This window comes from Halomonas sp. DP3Y7-2 (genome assembly GCF_019800795.1).
In the GTDB taxonomy this organism is placed as follows: Bacteria; Pseudomonadota; Gammaproteobacteria; order Pseudomonadales; family Halomonadaceae; genus Halomonas; species Halomonas litopenaei_A.
The window spans coordinates 411,782-432,928 of record NZ_JAHVKJ010000007.1; the positions used below are offsets into that span (position 1 = coordinate 411,782).

Genomic DNA, 21,147 nt, shown 5'->3' on the forward strand with positions numbered 1-21,147 from the left:
AAAAAGAGATCCTTGAGGAGACATCATGCAACGCTATTCCGGATTTGCGCTGGCGCGCCATGCCATCAGCCACCATGAGAACTGGCAGCGACAGTGGCGTAACCCCACTCCCAAGGCGGCCTATGACGTGATCATCGTTGGCGGCGGCGGGCACGGCCTGGCGACCGCCTACTACCTGGCCAAGGAGTTCGGGGTACGTAACGTCGCGGTGATCGAGAAGGGCTGGCTGGGGGGCGGTAATACCGCTCGCAACACTACCATCGTGCGCTCGAACTACCTGTGGGATGAGGCGGCGGCCCTCTATGAGCATTCGATGGGGCTGTGGGAAGGCCTTTCCCAGGACCTCAACTACAACGTGATGTTCTCCCAGCGAGGGGTGCTCAACCTGGGGCACACCCTGCAGGACATGCGCGATATCCAGCGCCGGGTCAATGCCAATCGGCTGAATGGCATCGATGGCGAGGTGCTGGATGCCCGCGGTGTGCAACAGCTTGTGCCCATCATGGACTGTTCAAAAAACGCGCGATATCCCGTCATGGGCGCCTCATGGCAGCCCCGCGCTGGGGTGGCGCGTCATGATGCGGTGGCCTGGGGCTATGCCCGCGGTGCCGACGCCCTGGGTGTGGATATTCTGCAGCAGACCGAAGTCACCGGCTTCAAGATCCGCGATGGGCGCATCCTCGGGGTGCATACCAACCGTGGTGACATCGAGGCCACCACCGTAGGCTGCGTGACCGCGGGCAACTCGGGTGTCCTGGCCGGTCTGTCCGGCCTGCGCTTGCCGCTGGAAAGCCATCCGCTGCAGGCGCTGGTGTCCGAGCCACTCAAGCCGGTGCTGGACACTGTGGTCATGTCGAACCACGTGCATGGCTACATCAGCCAGTCCGACAAGGGGGACCTGGTCATCGGCGCCGGGATCGACGGCTACAACGGCTATGGACAGCGCGGCAGCTACTCCACCATCGAACACACCTTGCAGGCCATCGTCGAGATGTTCCCGATCTTCTCAAGGGTGCGCATGAACCGGCAGTGGGGGGGGATCGTCGATACCTGTCCGGATGCCTGTCCGATCTTGTCGAAGACCCCCATCAAGGGACTCTACTTCAACTGTGGCTGGGGTACCGGCGGCTTCAAGGCCACGCCGGGGTCTGGGCATGTGTTTGCCGCCAGTCTGGCCAAGGGCGAGATGCATCCGTTGGCCGCACCGTTTTCCATCGACCGTTTCCACAGTGGTGCCCTGATCGATGAGCACGGCGCCGCGGGTGTCGCCCACTGAGTCCAGGAGGTTTGCATGTTTTACATCCATTGCCCCCACTGCAATGAGTGGCGCGAGGAAGAAGAGTTTCACCCCAAGGGACAGGCCCATATTCAGCGGCCCGAGGATCCTGCCCAGTGCTCGGATGAAGCCTGGGGGGACTATCTGTTCTTTCGTGACAATCCGCGGGGCATTCATCACGAGCTGTGGGTTCATGCGGTCGGCTGTCGCAAGTTCTTCAACATGACGCGTCACACCCAGACCTACGAGATTCTCGAGACCTACCGCATCGGAGAGGCGCCGCGATTCACCCAGGCCAATCCTGACGGCAAGACGGCACCAGCTGACGCCGGTGATGACGGCCAAGGCGGCGCGGGCCGTGCCACGTCCCAGCTCTCGTCTCACGCTTCATCCCACGACGCGTCCCACGATTCTTCCTATACCCGGGAGGTGCGCGCATGAGCCAGCTCAACCGCCTCGAGACAGGGGGGCTGATCGATCGCAGCGTGCCCCTGCGTTTTACCTTCAACGGCAAGTCATACACCGGCTATCAGGGCGATACGCTGGCGTCGGCGCTACTGGCTAACGGGGTCGATGTTGTCAATCGTAGCTTCAAGTACGCGCGGCCCCGCGGCATCGTTGCGGCCGGAGCCGAGGAGCCCAATGCCGTGGTCCAGCTTGGCCAGCATGAGGCCGAGCAGGTGCCCAATGTGCGGGCTACCCAGCAGGCCCTGTTCGATGGCCTCTACGCTCGCTCCACCAATGGCTGGCCAAGCGTCCAGCGGGACCTGATGGGCATGCTGGGCAAGGTCGGTGGCAAGCTGATGCCCCCTGGCTTCTATTACAAGACGTTCATGGCACCGGCCTCGCTGTGGATGACCTATGAACGCTATATCCGCAAGAGTGCGGGCCTGGGGCGTAGCCCCATGGAAGCCGATCCGGATATCTATGACCACATCAACCGTCATTGCGAGGTGCTGGTGATTGGGGCGGGCCCTGCTGGTCTTGCCGCCGCCCTGGAGGCTGCCCGCTCGGGGGCTCGGGTCATCCTGTGTGACGAGCAGGAATCCTTCGGTGGTTCGCTGCTGGATTGCCGTGAGCGACTCAATGATGGCCCGGCCAGCGCCTGGGTCGAGGAGGCCGTAGCAGAGCTCGCCGCCTGTGCTGATGTGACCCTGTTGCCCCGCACCACGGCCAATGGCTACCACGACCATCATTTCGTCACGCTGCATGAGCGGCGCACTGAACATCTTGGGCACTGTGCTCCTCGAATCGAGGGGCGGCGCCAGGCGCGCTCACGCCTGCATCGCGTGCGTGCCGCTCGGGTGGTGCTGGCCACAGGAGCCCACGAACGACCGCTGGTGTATGCCGGTAATGACGTGCCAGGCAATATGCTGTGCTCGGCGGTGTCGACCTATATTCGTCGCTATGGCGTAGTGCCGGGACAGCGCCTGGTGGTGTCCACCAGTAACGATGACGGCTATCGTGCGGTGCTTGACTGGCTCGACGCTGGCCGCGAGGTGGTCGCGGTGGCGGACGCCCGCTCTGCTCCTGACGGAGAGCTGGTCGAGCAGGCCAGAGCACGAGGTGTCCGCATCCTGCCAGGCTCGGCAGTGATCGAGGCACGCGGCGAGCAGCGCGTTGCCTCGGTGCGGGTGGCGGCCATCGATATCGACGGCTTCGGCCTCGCCGGAAGCGCTGAGACCCTGGCCTGCGACACGCTGGCGACGTCCGGCGGATTCAGCCCGGTGATTCACCTGGCGTCGCATACCGGGGCACGGCCGAGCTGGCGCGACGACCTGATCGCCTTCGTGCCCAGCTTGCCCCAGGGCATGCTGGTGGCGGGCAGTGCCGGTGGCACCTTTACCCTGGCGGCCACCCTGGCCGAGGGGCAGGAGGCGGGTCGCCAGGCGGCGGCAGAGGCGAACCTGGATGTCGGCGGTCAGGGTACGACGCTTAATGATACTGACAGCAACGGTACTGACAGCCACAGTTCTGACAACCACAGTTCTGACAGCGACGGCACTGACGGCAATGACAGCCACGCTGGCTCGCAAGGCCGGCTTCCCAGAGTGACGGAAGTGCGCCAGGGCGAGGCGGTGGCGCTGTTCCAGGTGCCCCACGATAAACCGACCTTGCGTGCCCCCAAGCAGTTTGTGGATCTGCAGAACGATGTCACCGCTGCCGGCATCGAGCTGGCCACCCGTGAAGGCTTTGAATCCATCGAGCACGTCAAGCGCTATACCGCTATGGGCTTCGGCACCGATCAGGGCAAACTGGGCAACATCAATGGCATGGCCATCGCCGCTCGCTGCCTGGGTCGTTCGATTCCCGAGGTCGGTACCACGGTATTCAGGCCCAACTATACGCCGGTCACTTTCGGCGCGGTGGTGGGGCGCCACTGTGGAGCATTGTTTGATCCTGAGCGCTACAGTGCGCTGCACTCCTGGCACGTGGAGCGAGGGGCCGAGTTCGAGGATGTCGGACAGTGGAAGCGCCCCTGGTACTTTCCACGGCGCCACAATGGCCAGCCTGAAACGATGCATGAGGCGGTGAAGCGTGAATGCCTGGCGGTCCGCGAGGGCGTCGGGATCCTCGATGCCTCGACCCTGGGCAAGATCGACATCCAGGGCCCCGATGCCCGCGAGTTCCTCGGCCGCATCTACACCAACAAGTGGGCCAAGCTGGGCGTGGGCAAGGTGCGTTACGGGCTGATGTGCAAGGACGACGGCATGGTCATGGATGACGGTACGACCAGCTGTCTGGCCGACAACCATTTCCTGATGACCACCACAACCGGCGGTGCCGCTGGCGTTCTCGAATGGTTGGAGCTGTGGCACCAGACCGAGTGGCAGGATCTCGACGTGACCTTCAGCTCGGTTACGGATCACTGGGCGACCATGACCGTGACGGGACCGAAGGCGCGTGAGCTGATGAGCGAAGTGGTCGAGGATATCGACCTGGATCGCGAGGCGTTCAAGTTCATGGAGTGGCGAGAGGGCCGGGTGGCCGGGGTGCCAGCGCGCATCTTCCGAATCTCCTTCACCGGTGAACTGGCCTTCGAGATCAACGTGCAGGCCCACGCCGCCCTGCATGTGTGGAAGACGCTGTTTGCCCATGGCGAAAAGTATGACCTCACCCCCTACGGTACCGAGACCATGCACGTGCTGCGGGCGGAGAAAGGCTTCATCATCGCCGGCCAGGATACCGATGGCTCGGTGACGCCGGAAGATCTCGGCATGCAGTGGGCGATAGGCTATGACAAGCCGTTCTCCTGGGTCGGACAGCGCGCCCTGAGCCGCACTGATACCGCGCGGCAAGATCGCAAGCAACTGGTAGGGCTGCGCCCCGTCGACCCCGAGGTGGTGCTGGAAGAGGGCGCGCAGATTGTGCTCGACCCCCAGCATCCGGTGCCGATGCCCATGGTGGGCCACGTCACCTCAAGCTACTACAGCCCGACCCTCGAGACCGGCTTCGCCCTGGCGGTGGTCAAGGGAGGTCATCAGCGCCTGGGCGAGACCGTCTATCTTCCCTGTGTGGATGGCAAGACTCACGAGGCGCGCATCGTCTCTACCGTGTTCCTCGATCCGAAGGGAGAGCGCCAGAATGTCTGAAGTGATGCCTACTGTGCATGTCTTTGATGCCTATCCCCACAGCAGATCGGTCATGACGTCTCCGTTGGCCTGGTCCTATCAGCATGTCGGTGTCCCGGCACCATCGACGGCGTCTCGCGTCGTGATGCGAGAACGCCGGCACGACCACCTCATTCTGCGGGGTGGGGCCATCTTGCTGGATGAAGCCGTGCGCAGCGTGCTGGGGCTGGCGCTGCCGGCGCGTCCCCACGAACTGGTGCAGGGTGACGCGGCGTCTTTGCAATGGCTGTCGCCGGATGAATGGCTGGCGATACTGCCCCCGGGTGATGCCCATCGGGTCGAGCTCGGTCTGCGCGCGGTGCTGGGGGATGCCAGCGTCGCCTTCACCGATGTCAGTGCAGGACAGACGGTGATCGCCTTGAGCGGGGATGACGACGCCATGCGCGAGCTACTGATGAAATCGGTCGTCTACGACGTTCACCCGCGTCACTTTCCCCCTGGCAAGGGGGTGACGACGGTGTTCGCCAAGTCCAGCGTGATCCTCAGGCGGCCTGACGACAAAGGCTGGGAGCTGGTGGTTCGGGCGAGCTTCGTCGACTACGTTTATCGGTGGCTGCTGGATGCTGGTGAGGAGTTTGCCATCGGCGTCGAGCGTGACGTCGATGATGCCGTTGATGGGGAGCGTTCATGAGCACTGACCGCCCGACGGGCCTTGCCAACTGGATTCTGACCGCCCAGTGCCCAAGCCGCCTTGGCACCGTGGACGTGGTGACCCGCTTCCTGCGCGAGCAAGGGTGCTATATCACTGAGCAGCAGTCCTTTGATGATGCCAGCTCCAGCCGGTTCTTCATTCGCACCGAGTTTCGCCCCCCGGGTGGGGGCGGGCCATCCAGCACCGGCTCGGCTGACGGGGGCTTTTCGGCCACGGATTTTGAGCAACGTTTTTCCGAGCGTGCCGCCGAGTTTGCCATGACCTTCGAGCTGACGGCCCCTGATCGACGGACGCCGGTGGTCATCATGGTGTCGAAGGCAGATCATTGTCTCAATGACTTGCTCTATCGCTATCGTACCGGACAGCTGCCGGTCGAGATCAAGGCCATCGTGTCCAATCACCCGGACCTCGCGCCCTTGGCCGAATGGCACGGGCTGCCTTACCACCATTGCCCGATCAGCGCGGACACCAAGTCCGAGCAGGAAGCGAAGGTGTGGCAGATTATCGAGGATAGCGGTGCTGAGCTGGTGATCCTGGCGCGTTACATGCAGGTACTGTCCAGCGACATGAGTGAGCGTCTGGCCGGCCGAGCAATCAATATTCATCACTCGCTGTTGCCAGGGTTCAAGGGGGCCAGGCCATATCACCAGGCCTTCGAGAAAGGGGTCAAGCTGGTCGGTGCCACGGCGCACTACATTAATGACGACCTGGATGAGGGGCCGATCATCAGCCAGGGCGTCGAGCCGGTCACCCACGCCGATACAGCGGATGACCTGGTCGCCCGAGGGCGTGACATCGAATGTCTGACGCTCGCACGAGCGGTTGCCCTGCATCTGCAGAGGCGGGTGTTTCTCAACGGCAACCGCACGGTGGTGTTTCAGCGATGATAAATGCTGTTCTACGGACAGCTGGGCGGTGAGGCCGAGGCGCTCATTTCAAGGCCGGTAAACCAGGCGGTGGCATCACCGCCTGCGTTGTCGCCATCGCTCATCAGGGCAAGCCCATCGATACTGTCGGGCTGAGTGCCGAACAGCCTGCGATAGTCGGCGGCCACGTCGCGGACTTCTGCCACCCATTGACCCACCTTCTCGTCACCGCCCTGCAAGGCCAGCAGGATGGCTCTATCGGTAAAGGCATTGGGCCAACTGTTACCACGGGGCTGGTTCGATGACCACACGTAGTTGACCGACTCTACCTGCCAGGGAAGCAGTCCGGTCTTTCTGGCGACATAGACGCGGGCAGGGTAGTCGTCGCCTGCCTTGCTGCGCTCATTGACGTTGGCATAGACCCCCGAGACGCGCCAGCACCAGCGCAGATAAGGTGTCTCCTTCAGGTCGATCTCACGCTCCAGGTACTTGGCCGACGCCTGTCCCTTGGCACGTGCTTCAAGTGCCTGGGTGCCCTCTAGCGCTGTTACGCGATACGACGTCTCGCCTTCGAAGGATCGGGTTGGCCAGGAGAGCAAGACCTGGGGCGAAAAGCTTGCTGACTGGAGCGTCGAAGCGAACGAGAGGGCGCCACAGGCGGTCAATAGCAGCGTGATAGAGGCACGGCGGTGGGATATAGGCATAGATGGCGGGCTCCATAGCGACGGTAGGGCAAACATGGCTAGCCAAAAGCCTACTTTCTCTGCAGTGTTGGTAGGCTTTGCAGAGTCGGTTGGCACTCCGCGATCCTTACACGACCACGCAGCGTCATTGGCATATGTCGACTTGTCGGGCGGCACTTATTTTGTCCATGCTTACCTCGTCCATGCTTACGTTGATCAAGCTTGCGTCGTCCACGCTGGCAATGGGCAAGCTCACAGTGTCACTCGTTGAACAAGGAAACCATCGTATGAGGCAGCGTCACTACAGCAGGAAGTGGGTCGGGGGCCTGATCATGGGTCTGGTATTGGCCGGATCAGGAAGTGTAGCGGCAGAGTCCCAGATCGATGAGTCGGGTGTGGCCAGCCTGACGTCACAGGACAGCGTAGAAGATGTCGATGCGCGCTTCAGGCAGGGTCTGGAGAAGCGTGGCATGGGCTTGATGGCGATGGTAGACCACCAGGCTAATGCGGAGGGTGTAGGCCTTGAACTGCCGCCGACGCGCACCTACATCTTCGGCAAGCCCGAGGTAGGGACACGCCTGATGCAGTGTCACGGCAGCACGGCACTGGATCTGCCCCAGAAAATGGTGGTTCGCCAGCAGGACGATCACCTGGTGCTCGAGTGGAATGACCCGCATTACCTGGCAAAGCGGCATGGGCTAGGTGACTGTGAACTGCCCATCGACCAGATCGCAGAAGCCTTGTCGGGGCTGGCACAGGAAGCGGCGGGTGACTAGCCAGCAGTCGCCGGCGCGCAGATCCGTGCGGTTGATTGCTGGCGGTACGCGTGATGCGGAATACCGCCGTCAGGCTGTCTCGGTAGCAGGTAGGAGAGATAGCCTGTAGGCGGGGTTCACAAGAGTGTGACAAACGGGGCTGATACCGTAGTCGTCGAAGCTTCTGCTGTAGTTCATTGAAGCTTTCTCTGTAGCCGTCGAAGCTCGAGCGCTACGCGATCCGCCGGGGGATAGGCTGGCGATTATCCCTGGCGGCGTTCTTCCGCCTGGGCAATCGCTTCCTGAACCTTCTTCATGTCCTCTTCGCTAGCCATGCAGTGGTGTTCAGCCTTGTCAGCGGAGGCCCCCCCATAGGCTCGTCCCGCCTTTCTTAACATCTCGAATTGCTTGTCACATCGACGGCAGACCGAACAGAGCATCAGGTGAAAACGAAGCGAGAACTTCTCTCGCGTCGTCAGGGGCGCATCCAGCTGCTTCGACATCAGCTTGGTAGCGGCCTTGCACATCATCATGCCGCATCCTCCTTCCAACCTTTTTCAATACAAGCGCGAAGCTTGAGGCGAGCCCGGTGCAGGATCACCCATGCGTTGTTTTCTTTGATGCCCACTTCCTTACAGATATCTTCGGTAGAAAGGCCCATTAATTCGCGCAGAGTGAATACCCGTGCCACGTTGTCAGGAAGGCCCAGCATACAGGCGTCAAATACTTTCCAGAAATGCTCGTTCTCGAATGCCTGCTCTGGCGTGTCCCAGGCCTGGGGCTTGGCCTCGTGAGTCCAATGCCCGTCCTGCTGGAACATGCGATCAATGGCATCATCCGTCGTTTCTTCGTCAAAGGGTTCCCAGCGACCGTGACGTTTCTGCTGGCGCATCTGATCCAGCAGTTTGTACTTGAGGATGCCGAAGACCCAGGTCTCGTAGCCGGAGCGTCCTGAAAAGCTGTCGTTTTTCTCGATGGCAGCGATCATCGCTTCCTGCACCGCATCCTCGGCGGCGGCATGGTCGCGCAGGTGCATGCGTGCAAAGGACAGCAAGCGAGGGCGAACCGCGGCAAGCTTCTTGTGTCGGTCAGTGAGTGTGTCTTCGGTCACGGCATAATCTCCAGCGAGAGGGCTTCCATGTCGGCTAGTCGAGCCAGGTCCTGGGGGGTATCCAGATCCCAGACCGTGCTTGGACACTCAAATGTCCAAGAAAGCTCCGCCAGACGTGCACGCGTCTGGGACATGACCCCGGACGTGCCCCAGTCGACTCCCTCAAAGAGCCGTGGGTCATGTCGGCGAACTCCAACCAGAGCATAGCCGCCGTCCTCCGCGGGAAGAAAGACGCTGTCTACCTGTTTGAGTCGTTTCTGACAAGTTTTCAGTAATTTCTTATCCATTAACGGGCAATCTGTGCCGATTAATAGGCTTGGGGCGTCAGTCGCGGCCAGTGCCGCATACATCCTCGCTCCTAGGTCGCCGTCGGGCTGGCGGGCAAGGCGAATACCGTAGCGATCCTGCGCCTGCAAAAAGCAGGGATGTTGATGATCCAGTGCTGTCCATAGGGTAATCCGACTTGCAGAAGTCGCCTCCAGTGCCACTTTCAACGTGTGCTCGATCAATCGATGCTGGAGGCGCGCCGCCCCCTCTGGGCCTAGTGCAGGGATCATGCGTGTCTTGGCCAGTCCTGCCAGTGGGGCCTTGGCAAGAATCGAGATGACAGGCAGGTCGCCATCGGTGGTGCCCGGCCCCTGACAGTGCGCGCTGTCATCGCACATGGTGATACTCCTTGGCGAGATCTACAGCACTGGCGCCACGCCAGTAGCGAAAGCGCAGCCGCCACATCAGCCAGATCGTCGCAGCGATGCCTCTTTTTTCCCAGCGACGTCCATCGGTGGTGGCTTTTAGCCTGAGGCAAGCGGGACGGGAGGAACGCTTGAGTCGCCTGGACATTTCGATGTCTTCCATGAGGGGCTGGTCCGGGAAGCCGCCCAGGTCGACAAAGGTGGCGCGTTGCATGAACAGGGCCTGATCTCCGGTGGCGATGCCCGTCAGTCGTGAGCGCAGGTTCATGCAGGCGGCCACTATCGGCAGCATCGGCGAGTGGCCGCGTATGCGAACGTCAAAGCGTCCCCAGGCACGGGCTTCAACGGCCTTCAACACCGCTGGCATGGCGTCGGGCGGCAATTGAGTGTCCGCGTGGAGAAACAGAAGTACCGACGAGCGAGCCGAGGCGGCGCCTGCATTCATCTGCCGGGCTCGCCCCGCAGCGGCGGAGATCACCCGGTCTGCCTGTGATGTCGCCAGCGCACAGGTGCCATCGCTGCTGCCACCATCGACGACGATGATCTCGGCCCCTGCGCGGCGCCAGCCATCCAGTCGGTCAAGGCTAGCGGTGATGATGTTGGCCTCATTCAGGGTGGGGATGATGACGGTGAGTTGCGGCGTCGTGGCAAGTGCCTCAGCGTCGGGCATGCTGTGCGCTCCGCCATGTGCTGGTGGTCTGTCCCGTGCTGGCACTCGACAGCTCAATGATCGGTCCTGCGGCGGCCTCGGCGTCGGCCCGGTCGTGGGTGACCAGCAGTGCAGGCAGTCCGTATTCCCGTATGCGGCCAAAGACCAGTTCGCGCATCTCCTGGCGCAGGGTGGCATCCAGCTTCGAGAATGGCTCGTCCAGTAGCATGGCCTGGGGGCGCGACAGCAGCGTACGCATCAGGGCGACGCGAGCACGCTGGCCCCCCGAGAGGGTGGCGGGGTCGCGCTCGCCGAAACCTTCCAGGCCGATGTCCGACAGGGCTTGATCGATGACCTCTCGGCGCTGGCGGCGATGTCGAGACGGAGGCATGCCAAAGGCGAGATTGCCAGCAACGCTAAGGTGGGGAAAGAGCAGGGCATCCTGAAACAGCAAGCCAAGTCGACGAGCGGACGTCGGCAGTGACGTGATCGACTGATCGCCCAGGCGAACGTCCCCGCTGGCGTGAAAGGCCGGAGCGAGGAAGCCCGCGGCAAACGCCAGCAGGGTGGACTTTCCCACACCAGAAGGCCCCATCACGCTGACGACCTCTCCGGCGTCGATGCGCGCCGACAGAGAGACGAGCGGTGTCTCCTGCAGGCTGATGCTGACGCCGTCAAAGATCAACGGGCGGCGCGACGTACCAGCGGTGTCTCGTAGTTCGGGCATAGCGGTCTCGCGGGTTGTGTGGAGTCAGGTCAACAGGGCTCGCCGCCGTCGATGCAACAGACGAGGCAGGCCAATGGCCAAGGCAAAGCCAATGGCGGGTAGTGCCAATTGAGCCAGGGCATAGATAGCGGTCAGCCGGCGGTCGCCGCCGGACGCCAGAGAAACCGCCTCCGTGGTCAGCGTGGTCAGTCTGCCCGCGCCCAACAGCAAGGTCGGCAGGTACTGGCCGATGCTGACGGCCAGACCCACCGCCATGGCGGTCGCCATCGGCGCGAGCAGCAGGGGCAAGCGTACCCTCAGGAAGATGCTGGCGTGGCTCTTGCCAAGGCTGGCAGCGACCTGGCTCCAGCGGGGATCCAGGCGGCGGTAGCTCTCGGCCAGGGACAGAAACACATATGGCAATACGAACAGGCTGTGGCCGACCACGACCAGGACAAATCCTGGCATCAGAAACAGCTGAGCCTGGAGCTGAACGAGGCCGTAGAGAAAGGCCACGGGCGGTACCAGCAGTGGCAGGTAGAGCACCAGGGTGGCGCCCTTGCCCATGCTGCGCTGATGCAGGGATTCGCTTTCGAGGCAGCCAACGACCAGTATCGTCGACAGTAGGGTTGCAGCCACTGCCAGGGCCAGCGTAGTACCTGCAGCGGGCAGGAGTCCCGGCAGTGCAGCGCGCCAGTTGGCCAGGGTCAGCGGGGTTGGCCAGCTGGCAGGAAACGGCCAGTAGGCGGCCAGAGACCACAGCACCAGCCCCAGCAAGCTGGCACACAGCAGGCCCGCACTGAGCCAGGTCAGTCCACCGCCAAGCACCACTCCCAAACGCTGGCCAAGGTGGCGCTGACCATCGGTCAAGCAGGGTGTGGCCAGCAGGCGAATAGCGTGCTCGATGCACCACCATATGCCGAGCGCCATCAGCGTGACCGCCAGCTGGGTGAGCGCTGCCGCGGATGCCATGAAACGCATGGAAAGGTCCGGGTCCCCTAGCCAGCGGACAACGCTGACGGCCAGGGGTGGCGGAGTCGAAGGGCCCAGAATCATGGCGACATCGACGTTGGACGAAGCAAAGGCGATCACCGCATAGACCGGCAACCGAATCAATGGATACAGGCTCGGCAAGACGCCCTTGAGAAAGGCGGTGACGGGAGAGTAGCCCAGCGACAGGGCCAGATGGCGGCGATGATGGGCCTGGCATTGAGGCAACGCCGCCAGGCTCATCAGCAGCAGGAAGGGGACTTCCTTGACCACCAGCCCAGCGATCAGGGCAATGCCGTGAGGATCACCGGGGAACAGGTAGTCCGGCGGCACCTGTTGACCGCTCAAACCGGGCGAAACGAGCCGCATGGCCAGTCCCGACGGGGCGAGCAGAAAGGCCAGGCCAATGGCCGCTGCCGCGTGAGGCACGGCCAGCAGTGGCGATAGCAGGCGCTTGAGCCAGACAAAGGCCGCGCTGTCGGCGAAGGCCCCGAGAAACAGGGTGACGATGATCAGCGCCACCGCCGTGCTGATCAAGCCCGTGGAAAGGCTCATCGTGATCATCTCGCCCAGGCCTGGGGTGTGCCACAGCGCGACCCAAGGCGCCAGGCTGAGGCTTTCCCCGCCCAGCGCAGGCAGCCAGCCAAAGGCTGGCGCCGTGACGCCAGCAACGCCCACCATGACCGGCACGACAAGCAGTAACACGGTGAGTAGAGGCGCCCAGCGTGTCAATCTCACAAACCAGGAGTCGGCGGCCAGGATACGCTGGTCAACGCGTGCCATATCGCTCCAGCCAGCCGGCCTCGACGGCTTCCATCCAGCTCGGATGGGGTTCAGGCAAGGTGTTTTGCAGCTCGGCAACGGGCAGGCGCGCAGGCTGGTCATCCATGGGCGTCAGGGCATCCCGCTGGTCGCTGTCCAGGCGCTTGAGGTCGAGGACCGTGGGGTCGCCCCACACATCCAGCTGTTGCTTGCGCGCCTGAGCTTCCGGGGACAGCAGGAAGTTGGCGGTGACCATGGCGCCGGCCACATGGCTGGCGTTGAACGGAATCGTCACGAAATGAACGTTGCCAATGGTGCCCCCTTCCAGCACGTAGCTGCGGATCGAAGGGGGCAGCTGGTAGGAGCTGACCGCCGCCGCGGGTTCCGCCGGGTTGAAGGTGAACGCCAGTGACAGCTCGCCATCACCCATCAGGCTGCGCATGGCAGGCCCGGAGGCGGGGAAGTCACGTCCCTGACGCCACAGCTGCGGGTGCAAGGCATCGAGATAGTCCCACAGTGGCGTCATGACCGCCTCGGCATCAACCTCGCTGGCTTGGCGGGAGAGCACGGCGGGATCGTCGACCAATGCGAGAAGCGCCTGCTTGAGGAACGTGGAGCCATGGAAATCCGGGACCAGCGGATAGGTGAAGCGGCCTGGATGTTGATGACTCCATTGCATTAGTGCATCAAGAGACTGCGGGGGGGAGTCGACACGGTCACTGTCGTAGTAGAACGTCAGTTGTGCTTTTCCCCAAGGCGACTCGTAGCCGTCAGTCGGCACGGTGAAATCCGTGGTCATTTCGGGATTCGCGTCGGGGGAGGTCAGCGCAAAGTTGGGCAGGCGCTGGGCAAAGGGGCCCAGCAGTAGCCCATTTTCCTTCATGGCAGAAAAGTTCTCGCCATTGATCCAGATGAGGTCAATGGCTCCCTGGTCGACGTTGCCTGCGGACTTTTCCGCCAACACGCGGGATACGGCGGCGGCAGTGTCCTCCAGCTTGACGTGCACCAGCTCCACGTCGTATCGCTGATCGAGTTGACCTGCCACCCAATCGAGATAGCCATTGACGTTGGGATCGCCTCCCCAGGCGTTGAAGTAGACGGTCTGACCCTCAGCCTGCTGCTCGACGTCGCTCCAGTCTTGCTGGAGCAGCGGGTGTGGTGGCGGTGAGCTCTGGGCAAGAGTGCCTGGTGCTTGAGTCTCTTGGGCCAGAGTGGCCTGGACCGGAGCCAGCGCCAGCATGGTGACGGCGAGTCGACGGACAACGGCGGATAGGGGTGTGCGTGACGCAAAGCGGGTCATGATCGCATCCTTGTGCAATGAGCGGGCGAAAACGCTGGAGTCGAGTCAGCCCGCATCGGCCAGCTCCGCCAGCTCGTCGGTGACTCGTTGGATGATGGGGGCGGACAGGTAGTGATCCACGCGGTCGGCCACGTGATCGACCAGCGCGGCTTGGCTGAGCTGAGCGGACCAGTCTTCACCGCGATGGCGACGATCTATCTGCTGATGCTGCTGCGCGCGCCACTTGGCACACCAGGTCAGTGACCACAGCCACATGGCATGGCGACAGGCCATCAGGTTGCGCCAATGCGTGTCGCGCCCGCTTTCGGTCATGCGCGCCCGCCAGCGCTGGTAGAGCGCCACCAGATCTTCGATGAACAGCACCGCGCGACTGTGCAGGTCCCAGGTGGTAGAGGTATACAGACTCATGTGCGCGAGGTCGAATCCCGGCAGTGAGTAGCGGCACTTTTCCAGATCCACCAGCACTGCCCGGCCCTCTGGCGTGATCAGGAAATTGCCGGGGTGGGCGTCGAAGCTGATGAGGCTCACGGCGGCATTGGCGACGGGGAGTTGCGAGGGCAGCTGTGACAGGGCCTTTTCGATCAGCGGCAGGCTGTGGCGGCTCAGGTTGGCGTCGGGCAGGTGCCGAGCTTGGGCCCGCACATCATCGAGCATATCCCGCCAGGGGTCGGCAGGTGATATCAACGGTGATCGTTGCTCAAGGGCAGGCAGCGGCAGGCTGTGCAAGCTGGCCAGGGCGGTGGTCATGGCGGGCAGGTCGCTGGGTAACCTGGCCGAACGGCCGTCAATGGCTTCCACTACCAGGCCACCCCTGGGCAACAGCTCGTCGCAGGGTAGCCAGTCGTTGAGTCTTGGGGTATGGCCACTGGCTTGCGCCCGGGTGAAGCAGGCCACCTGGTAGTTGAGGTTGCTGGCGGCATCCAGACCCAGCTGACTCTGCTTGGGCAGTCGTGCCAGCCAGGCGCCGTCTTCGCTGCTGTGGGGCAATCGAACGTGCCAATGTGCCAGACCGGTATCGGCTAGCGGTTGCAGCAGTGAGTCCGTGCATGCAGGGGGCTGGGGCAAGGGCCAACCGTGCCTCGACAAGCTCTGCTTGAGCGCAGCCAGGGGAGGGCCATCACGCTCGCTAGGCTTGGGCGGGGCGCACTTTTCCATGTCGCGTTCCTTGGACGTTTTGTCATAAGTCGAACCACCTGCTCGATCCTTACAGGTTTTTTTCGCCGCTGGCCAATGGGCGATGCCGTGCAGGTCAGGCCTTGCAGCGTGCCTGGCGTCGCCTTGCGGGTGTGCTTCTGGTAGACTGCGCCACTTCCCGTCAGACACGATCAGCGAGCGCCAGGCACCATGCCTAGAGCGCTGCTTCCTCGTGGAGAAGCGGCTGGCGCCGGCTGACCGCGGCCTCATTTCACACTCATCCCCTGGACCGCCTCATGATGCGATCGATCACACAAGACTGGTTCTCCAATATTCGGGGCGACGTGCTGTCCGGCATCGTCGTCGCGCTGGCGCTGATTCCCGAAGCCATCGCCTTTTCCATCATCGCTGGCGTCGATCCCAAGATCGGCCTGTATGCCTCCTTCTCCATGGCCGTCATCATTGCCTTTGCCGGCGGTCGGCCGGGCATGATTTCCGCGGCGACCGGCGCGATGGCGCTGCTGATGGTGACCCTGGTGAAAGAGCATGGCCTGCAATATCTGCTGGCGGCCACTCTGCTGACCGGGGTACTGCAGATCGTGGCGGGCTACCTGCGACTGGCTGACTTGATGCGCTTTGTGTCGCGCTCTGTGGTCACCGGCTTCGTCAACGCCCTGGCCATTCTCATCTTCATGGCGCAACTGCCCGAGCTGACCAACGTCACCTGGCATGTCTACGCGATGACGGCAGCGGGGCTCGGCATCATTTACCTGTTTCCTTACGTTCCGCGCATCGGCAAGCTGCTGCCGTCTCCGCTGGTGTGCATTTTGGTACTGACCGCCGTGTATCTGCTCAGCGGCATGGATATCCGCACGGTCGGCGACATGGGCGAGTTGCCGGATACCTTGCCGGTGTTCCTGTGGCCAGACGTACCGCTGAACCTGGAGACCCTGGGCATCATCTTCCCCTACGCGATCATGCTGACCGTGGTGGGCCTGCTCGAGTCGATGATGACCGCCACCATCGTCGATGATTTGACCGACACCCCCAGCGACAAGAATCGTGAGTGCAAGGGCCAGGGCATGGCAAACATCGGCACAGGCCTGTTGGGTGGCATGGCAGGCTGCGCGATGATCGGCCAGTCGGTCATCAACATCAAGTCAGGCGGTCGCGGTCGCCTGTCGACCTTTCTGGCAGGCATCTTCCTGCTGCTGATGGTGGTGTTCCTGTCCGACTGGGTGTCGCGTATCCCCATGGCCGCCCTGGTCGCTGTCATGATCATGGTGTCCATCGGTACCTTCAGCTGGAGTTCTCTGCGCGACCTCAAGAAACACCCCATGTCGACCAATGTTGTCATGATCGCGACAGTGGCCGTGGTGGTGTGGACCCACAACCTGGCCATTGGGGTCTTCGTAGGAGTGTTGATCGCTGCGCTCAACTTCGCCAACAAGGTGGGCAACTTCCTCTACGTTGCCAGTGAGGAACTCGAAGGTGACGAGCGTCAGGGGCGCCGGTACCGGGTCATTGGACAGGTCTTCTTCGCCTCTTCCCAGCGCTTCTCCGCTGCCTTCGACTTCAAGGAAAGTGTCGAGAAAGTGGTGATTGATCTATCTCGCGCTCACTTCTGGGATATCACGGCGGTGCAGGCATTGGATATGGTGGTCATCAAGTTCCGTCGTGAGGGCACCGAGGTGGAGTTGATCGGTCTCAATGAAGCCAGCGCGACCATCGTTGATCGCTATGCCATCCACGATAATCCCGCAGCGGTGGAAAAGCTGATGGGCGGACACTGATCACGGTGACAGGTGCTGCACGATAGGTGGGGCACCGAGACACAAGGACGTGTGGCATGAGAGAGTGACGAGACGGGTCGCGCTGCCACGCGGCATCATGCAAGGACATCGGGGCGCCTCGCCGTCTTTCGGGGCCCTTTATCCATCAACGCCAGGCAGGATGAGAATCATGACAGAACAGGTGATGGCTGCCATCGATGGGTCGCAGTTTGCCGAAAGCGTGTGCGACGTAGCCGCCTGGGCCAGTCAGGCCCTGGGTGCGCCGCTGACCTTCCTTCATGTGGTGGACAATCACCCTCAGACAGCAGAGGCAGACCTGTCTGGAAATCTGGGACTGGGTGCCCGCGAACACCTGCTGGAAGAGTTGGCGAGCCTGGACGAGCGGCGTGCCAAGGTGGCCCAGGAGCATGGCCGGCTGATGCTGAAGGCGGCCAAGGATCGCGTCATGGCGGCCGGCATCTCCGAGCCCCACTGTCGCCAGCGTAATGGCACCCTGGTCGAGACAGTGCTCGAGCTTGAGAATGAGATTCGTCTGCTGGTGATCGGCAAGCGCGGCGAGAGCGCCCAACAGGCCAGCGAACACCTTGGGTCGAATCTGGAGCGGGTAGTTCGCGGACTGCACCGGCCGATCCTGATGGTGCCTGAGTCGTTCAGCGTGCCCAAGCGAGTGATGATCGCGTTCGACGGCAGCAATACCACCCGCAAGGGGGTTGAGTTGCTGGCGCGTAGCCCGCTGTTCAATGGCATTGACTGCCATGTGGTGATGGTGGGAGCCGATACCGGCGACCATCGCAGTCAGCTGGAGTGGGCCTTGACGACCCTGCGAGAGGCCGGTCATGAGGCCGAAGGTGGCATCTACGCGGGCGACGTCGAAGAGGCCCTGTGCGACTACCAGCAGCAACATGCTATCGACATGGTGGTGATGGGTGCCTACGGCCACTCGCGTATTCGGCACCTGCTGGTGGGCAGCACCACGACCAGCGTACTGAGACGTACCAGCTTGCCGGTGCTATTGCTGCGCTGACTTCTGCACTTAAAGCTGCGCTGTGTTCTGCACCAAGAGCTGCGCTGCGTTCTGGGACGAGAGCCGCGCTAGGCCGCTACGTATCTAGAGAAGTTCCCAGAAGGAAGCCGGGAGCAGTCTTGTTGTTGAAGGCTGCTCCCGTCGTTCGTCTTGCCGTCTCCCTCCGTTCTGTCTCCTTCCAGCCTGTCTCCTGCCGACCCGTCTTCTTGGCATCAGTGGCTGACGCTACGGCTGCCCGCTCTCCGGCCGCTTGCACAGCTGTCGGCACAGCAGCGTATCCAGCGAGAGTCGCCCCGCCCCGCGTAGCACCAGGGTGGCCAGACTGGCAGCCCATAGCCCGTGAGTGACCCAGGCTTCTGGGTAGACGAAGGTCTGGATGACCAGCGTCATGATCAGCAGTCCCGTGGCCGCAAGCCGCGTAGCAAGTCCCGCCCATAGCAGCAGCGACAGGGAAAACTCTGCCAGTGTCGCCAGATAGGCGGCCAGCACGGGAGAGATCAGTGGCAGCGCGTATTCGTGCTCGAACAGGAAGAACGTGCTGTCGGCAAGGCCAACACCGTCCACCTTGGTCAGGGCGGACTGAAAGAAGACGGTGCCGACAACCAGTCGCATGAGGACCAGAACAAGATCAAGCGAACGATGGTCCAGCCATCGCGAGGCCTGTCCGTAGGTGGTCAGCAGGGTGGTATGAATGCTCATGGCGATCCTCATTGGCGGTCGAGAAAGACGCTGTCAGCGACACCTGAACGTCGGCTGGCTCAGACGAGTGGCGGTGTTGCACCGGCGTTGTGTGACGCTTCCTTGGGTGGTTGAGCCTCAGCGGGTTGATGGAGAGCCTCAGCGGTTTTATGAAAAGCCTCAGCGGGTTGATGGAGAGCCTCAGCGGTTTTGTGAAACGCCTCAGCGGGCTTGCATAGCGCCCCCTGACCCACCAGTGTGCCGAGGGCACGCCCCAGCAGGTCGTCCAGTGAGTCGCTGGCACGTAGCCCCCCGGCCAGCTCCTGCTCCATTTCGCCGAGGGCCTGGGCCAGTGACGTCGTCCCATCAAGCCGCCGGTGGAGGTTTGCGGTCACGTCATCGATGGGGGCCATCTGGACGCGTTGGCCGTGGCGCACCAGCAGCCAATGTCTGGGTCCCTGTGACCCTAGCGGAGCGCTGCCTTCTCCTCTTTCCAGGGCCTGCCATAGCCCTTCCACATCGTGCTCGCAAGAGACGCACCGACTGGCGGGCAAGGCCTGTACCAGACAGCTGTCGCTGTCGAGACAGGCGCCCAGTTCACAGGCTTCCAGTGGGACACTGTCGGCGGCATGGCTGACCCTGAGTCGGGCATGCTCAAGACCCGCGATATCGGCAACGAAGCGATAGCGCGACACGTCAGGTGACTGCCTGAGCGCAGTGACGAAGTCACCGCCGTAGTGGGCCAGACGAGGGTCCCTGGGAGGATGATGGGCGACGAAGCGTGAGGCCTCACCGACGAAGCAGCGCTCTCCCAGCAGGGTCAGTGCGTGGGGAAAGGTGTCCTTGAGCGCCTCGATCAGACTCGAGCGAATGTTATTGCGATAGACATCGAGGCCTGGGGTATCGGCTATCGGCGAGGAAGGGCGGTGGGGTTGGCGCACAGCGTCGATGAAGTGGCGCTGCCAGTCCTGTAGGCGGCTCATGGCAAGGCTCCGCTAGCGGGTAAAGGCCTCGCCTGTTGCGAGGGTGGAGCATCCTGGGCGCTGGCATGATGGCGTCGTGCCAGGGCCACTTCTTCCAGCCAACGAGATAGCGGTGGCACTCTGTTGTCCCATTCCACCAGGGTGGGAAGTTCCGGGCGCAGGCGGGCCACCTGCCGATAACGTTGCCATACCGGGTCTGCCACCGGGCTGCCGTGGTCGTCGATATAGAGGTCGCTGGTGCTGTCCTGGGTATGGCCGGCCAGGTGCCATTCACCTACCGCGTGCCAGGGCACTTCCTGCAGATAGCTGTCCAGGTCACGATTCAGGTTGGCGGCGCTGATAAAGGCATTGTTGACGTCGAACAACAGCCCGCAGCCAGTCGCCTCCACCAGGGCCTGCAGAAACTGTGTCTCGCTCATGGTCTGATCCAGCCTGACATACAGACTCGGATTCTCTACCAGCAGCTGGCGCCCCAGGCTGTCCTGGGTGCGTGCCACGTTGTCGCGCATCACCCTGAGAGACTCCTGGTTCAGAGGCACGGGCAGTAGATCGTTGTAACTGTGCCCATCCAGGCGGCTCCAGGCCAGGTGCTCGGATACCAGTGCCGGTTTGAGCTGCTCGACCAGCGTTGTCAGGCGCTTGAGGTGCTCCGGGTCGATGCCTTCAGCGCTTCCCAGGGATAACCCCACACCATGCACCGATAGCGGATAGCGACGCGACAGCACCGCCAGCTGTTCCTGTACCGGGCCTCCCGCATTCATGTAGTTTTCTGCGTGGAGCTCGAGAAAGTCAGGCCCGCTCTCCAGCGCGGCAAGTTCCTGTAGATGCTGAAACTTCAGGCCGATGCCCATGGCAGCCCGTGGCAGCGGCAATCCGGTGGTCGCCGCTGGCGCGCTCGCCTTGGCGGCCAGTGCCGTCGCCCGGGACGACCCTGGCGGCGTCCAGGCCGACGACACCGAGTCTGTGAGCGAGGATGTCTTGGCGGGGGGCGTGGAGGGTGTCGTCATGATGAACTCCGCGTTGGCGGCGTTTGCCGCCTGCATGGCGCCAGCTGTCGATGACGGTCGGCACCTTACGGCGAGCTGAGGTCTTCAGCCACGTGGCTTCTGGCCTCAAGCGGAAGAAGTCCGCGGGGTCATGTCCGACTGGCCCCGCGGTGGTCGAAGGTCTGACTCGACGTCAGGGGCGTTCGACTTCGCTCAGGCTGCCATTGCCGTGGGGGGTCTCGATGCCGGTACAGGTCCCCTCGGGAACCAGCGTCCAGGCATTGCCCTGGTAGTCGACGGTAGAGGTGCCCGCACAGGTGGTTCCTGGGCCTGCCTTGCAGTCGTTTTCGCCTGCCAGTGAGATGCCGTAGCACTTTTCCATGTCGCCGTCGGCGGCCTGGGCGGTAGCGATCACTCCTGCTTGTGCCATGGCGGTCGACAGCACTGCTGCCATCATGATGGAACGCTTCATTGG

The 21,147-nt window shown here is 62.7% G+C and carries 21 protein-coding genes; 8 read left to right on the forward strand and 13 right to left on the reverse strand.

Annotation, left to right across the window (positions count from 1 at the left end):
• The first annotated feature begins 25 nt into the window (after positions 1 to 25).
• The 5 genes from KUV45_RS08790 to purU are packed head-to-tail and all read left to right on the forward strand — an operon-like array spanning position 26 to position 6,447.
• On the forward strand, positions 26 to 1,276 hold the full coding sequence (locus tag KUV45_RS08790; protein ID WP_222162750.1) for a sarcosine oxidase subunit beta family protein: 1,251 nt from the start codon (positions 26 to 28) through the stop codon (positions 1,274 to 1,276).
• A gap of 15 nt (positions 1,277 to 1,291) precedes the next feature.
• Positions 1,292 to 1,717: a sarcosine oxidase subunit delta gene (locus KUV45_RS08795; RefSeq protein ID WP_222162751.1), complete on the forward strand. Its 426-nt coding sequence runs from the start codon at positions 1,292 to 1,294 to the stop codon at positions 1,715 to 1,717.
• A complete protein-coding gene (locus tag KUV45_RS08800) occupies positions 1,714 to 4,869 on the forward strand; it encodes a sarcosine oxidase subunit alpha family protein (RefSeq protein WP_222162752.1) in 3,156 nt (1,051 codons plus the stop codon). Before KUV45_RS08795 ends, KUV45_RS08800 begins: the two co-directional genes overlap by 4 nt.
• Positions 4,862 to 5,539, forward strand: coding sequence for a sarcosine oxidase subunit gamma (locus KUV45_RS08805; protein WP_224851985.1), 678 nt, complete (start codon positions 4,862 to 4,864; stop codon positions 5,537 to 5,539). Before KUV45_RS08800 ends, KUV45_RS08805 begins: the two co-directional genes overlap by 8 nt.
• Positions 5,536 to 6,447: a formyltetrahydrofolate deformylase gene (gene purU / locus KUV45_RS08810; RefSeq protein WP_222162753.1), complete on the forward strand. Its 912-nt coding sequence runs from the start codon at positions 5,536 to 5,538 to the stop codon at positions 6,445 to 6,447. Before KUV45_RS08805 ends, purU begins: the two co-directional genes overlap by 4 nt.
• A gap of 11 nt (positions 6,448 to 6,458) precedes the next feature.
• Here the strand turns inward: purU and KUV45_RS08815 are convergent, their stop codons facing one another.
• Positions 6,459 to 7,130 (reverse strand): DUF3047 domain-containing protein, encoded by a 672-nt coding sequence (locus tag KUV45_RS08815; protein WP_222162754.1) that lies wholly within the window; start codon positions 7,128 to 7,130, stop codon positions 6,459 to 6,461.
• Positions 7,131 to 7,396: 266 nt separating this feature from the next.
• Between KUV45_RS08815 and KUV45_RS08820 the strand changes: the two genes are divergently transcribed.
• Positions 7,397 to 7,885: a DUF302 domain-containing protein gene (locus KUV45_RS08820; protein ID WP_222162755.1), complete on the forward strand. Its 489-nt coding sequence runs from the start codon at positions 7,397 to 7,399 to the stop codon at positions 7,883 to 7,885.
• A 242-nt stretch (positions 7,886 to 8,127) separates the two neighbouring features.
• Here the strand turns inward: KUV45_RS08820 and KUV45_RS08825 are convergent, their stop codons facing one another.
• The 8 genes from KUV45_RS08825 to KUV45_RS08860 are packed head-to-tail and all read right to left on the reverse strand — an operon-like array spanning position 8,128 to position 15,229.
• Positions 8,128 to 8,397 carry a zf-HC2 domain-containing protein gene (locus KUV45_RS08825; protein WP_222162756.1) on the reverse strand — a complete coding sequence of 90 codons (270 nt, stop codon included), beginning with the start codon at positions 8,395 to 8,397 and terminating at the stop codon, positions 8,128 to 8,130.
• Complete coding sequence (locus tag KUV45_RS08830; protein WP_206941272.1) at positions 8,394 to 8,975, reverse strand: sigma-70 family RNA polymerase sigma factor; 582 nt, start codon at positions 8,973 to 8,975, stop codon at positions 8,394 to 8,396. The genes KUV45_RS08825 and KUV45_RS08830 overlap by 4 nt, the downstream gene beginning before the upstream one ends.
• Positions 8,972 to 9,640 (reverse strand): TIGR04282 family arsenosugar biosynthesis glycosyltransferase, encoded by a 669-nt coding sequence (locus KUV45_RS08835; RefSeq protein WP_222162757.1) that lies wholly within the window; start codon positions 9,638 to 9,640, stop codon positions 8,972 to 8,974. Before KUV45_RS08835 ends, KUV45_RS08830 begins: the two co-directional genes overlap by 4 nt.
• A complete protein-coding gene (locus KUV45_RS08840) occupies positions 9,630 to 10,337 on the reverse strand; it encodes a TIGR04283 family arsenosugar biosynthesis glycosyltransferase (protein WP_222162758.1) in 708 nt (235 codons plus the stop codon). The genes KUV45_RS08835 and KUV45_RS08840 overlap by 11 nt, the downstream gene beginning before the upstream one ends.
• A complete protein-coding gene (locus tag KUV45_RS08845) occupies positions 10,324 to 11,043 on the reverse strand; it encodes an ATP-binding cassette domain-containing protein (RefSeq protein ID WP_206941269.1) in 720 nt (239 codons plus the stop codon). The genes KUV45_RS08840 and KUV45_RS08845 overlap by 14 nt, the downstream gene beginning before the upstream one ends.
• A gap of 24 nt (positions 11,044 to 11,067) precedes the next feature.
• On the reverse strand, positions 11,068 to 12,795 hold the full coding sequence (locus KUV45_RS08850; protein ID WP_222162759.1) for an ABC transporter permease: 1,728 nt from the start codon (positions 12,793 to 12,795) through the stop codon (positions 11,068 to 11,070).
• A complete protein-coding gene (locus KUV45_RS08855; RefSeq protein WP_224851986.1) occupies positions 12,782 to 14,074 on the reverse strand; it encodes an ABC transporter substrate-binding protein in 1,293 nt (430 codons plus the stop codon). The genes KUV45_RS08850 and KUV45_RS08855 overlap by 14 nt, the downstream gene beginning before the upstream one ends.
• A 45-nt stretch (positions 14,075 to 14,119) precedes the next feature.
• Positions 14,120 to 15,229, reverse strand: a complete 1,110-nt coding sequence (locus tag KUV45_RS08860) for an aminoglycoside phosphotransferase family protein (protein WP_222162760.1) — start codon at positions 15,227 to 15,229, stop codon at positions 14,120 to 14,122.
• 275 nt (positions 15,230 to 15,504) lie between these two features.
• On the opposite strand from KUV45_RS08860, the gene KUV45_RS08865 reads away from it, so the two are divergent.
• Both KUV45_RS08865 and KUV45_RS08870 read left to right on the forward strand, forming a co-directional pair.
• The gene (locus KUV45_RS08865) at positions 15,505 to 17,001 is read left to right on the forward strand and encodes a SulP family inorganic anion transporter (RefSeq protein WP_206941266.1); all 1,497 of its coding nucleotides are present in this window, start codon (positions 15,505 to 15,507) and stop codon (positions 16,999 to 17,001) included.
• A 169-nt stretch (positions 17,002 to 17,170) separates the two neighbouring features.
• A complete protein-coding gene (locus KUV45_RS08870) occupies positions 17,171 to 18,025 on the forward strand; it encodes a universal stress protein (protein ID WP_222162761.1) in 855 nt (284 codons plus the stop codon).
• A gap of 225 nt (positions 18,026 to 18,250) precedes the next feature.
• Here KUV45_RS08870 and KUV45_RS08875 read toward each other — a convergent pair whose 3' ends face one another.
• The 4 genes from KUV45_RS08875 to KUV45_RS08890 form a co-directional block, all read right to left on the reverse strand.
• Positions 18,251 to 18,724 (reverse strand): DoxX family protein, encoded by a 474-nt coding sequence (locus KUV45_RS08875; protein WP_222162762.1) that lies wholly within the window; start codon positions 18,722 to 18,724, stop codon positions 18,251 to 18,253.
• A gap of 59 nt (positions 18,725 to 18,783) precedes the next feature.
• The gene (locus tag KUV45_RS08880; RefSeq protein WP_222162763.1) at positions 18,784 to 19,686 is read right to left on the reverse strand and encodes a putative DNA-binding domain-containing protein; all 903 of its coding nucleotides are present in this window, start codon (positions 19,684 to 19,686) and stop codon (positions 18,784 to 18,786) included.
• Positions 19,683 to 20,693, reverse strand: a complete 1,011-nt coding sequence (locus KUV45_RS08885; protein ID WP_224851987.1) for a DUF692 domain-containing protein — start codon at positions 20,691 to 20,693, stop codon at positions 19,683 to 19,685. The genes KUV45_RS08880 and KUV45_RS08885 overlap by 4 nt, the downstream gene beginning before the upstream one ends.
• A 172-nt stretch (positions 20,694 to 20,865) precedes the next feature.
• Positions 20,866 to 21,144: a DUF2282 domain-containing protein gene (locus KUV45_RS08890; RefSeq protein ID WP_206941259.1), complete on the reverse strand. Its 279-nt coding sequence runs from the start codon at positions 21,142 to 21,144 to the stop codon at positions 20,866 to 20,868.
• Positions 21,145 to 21,147: the final 3 nt, after the last annotated feature.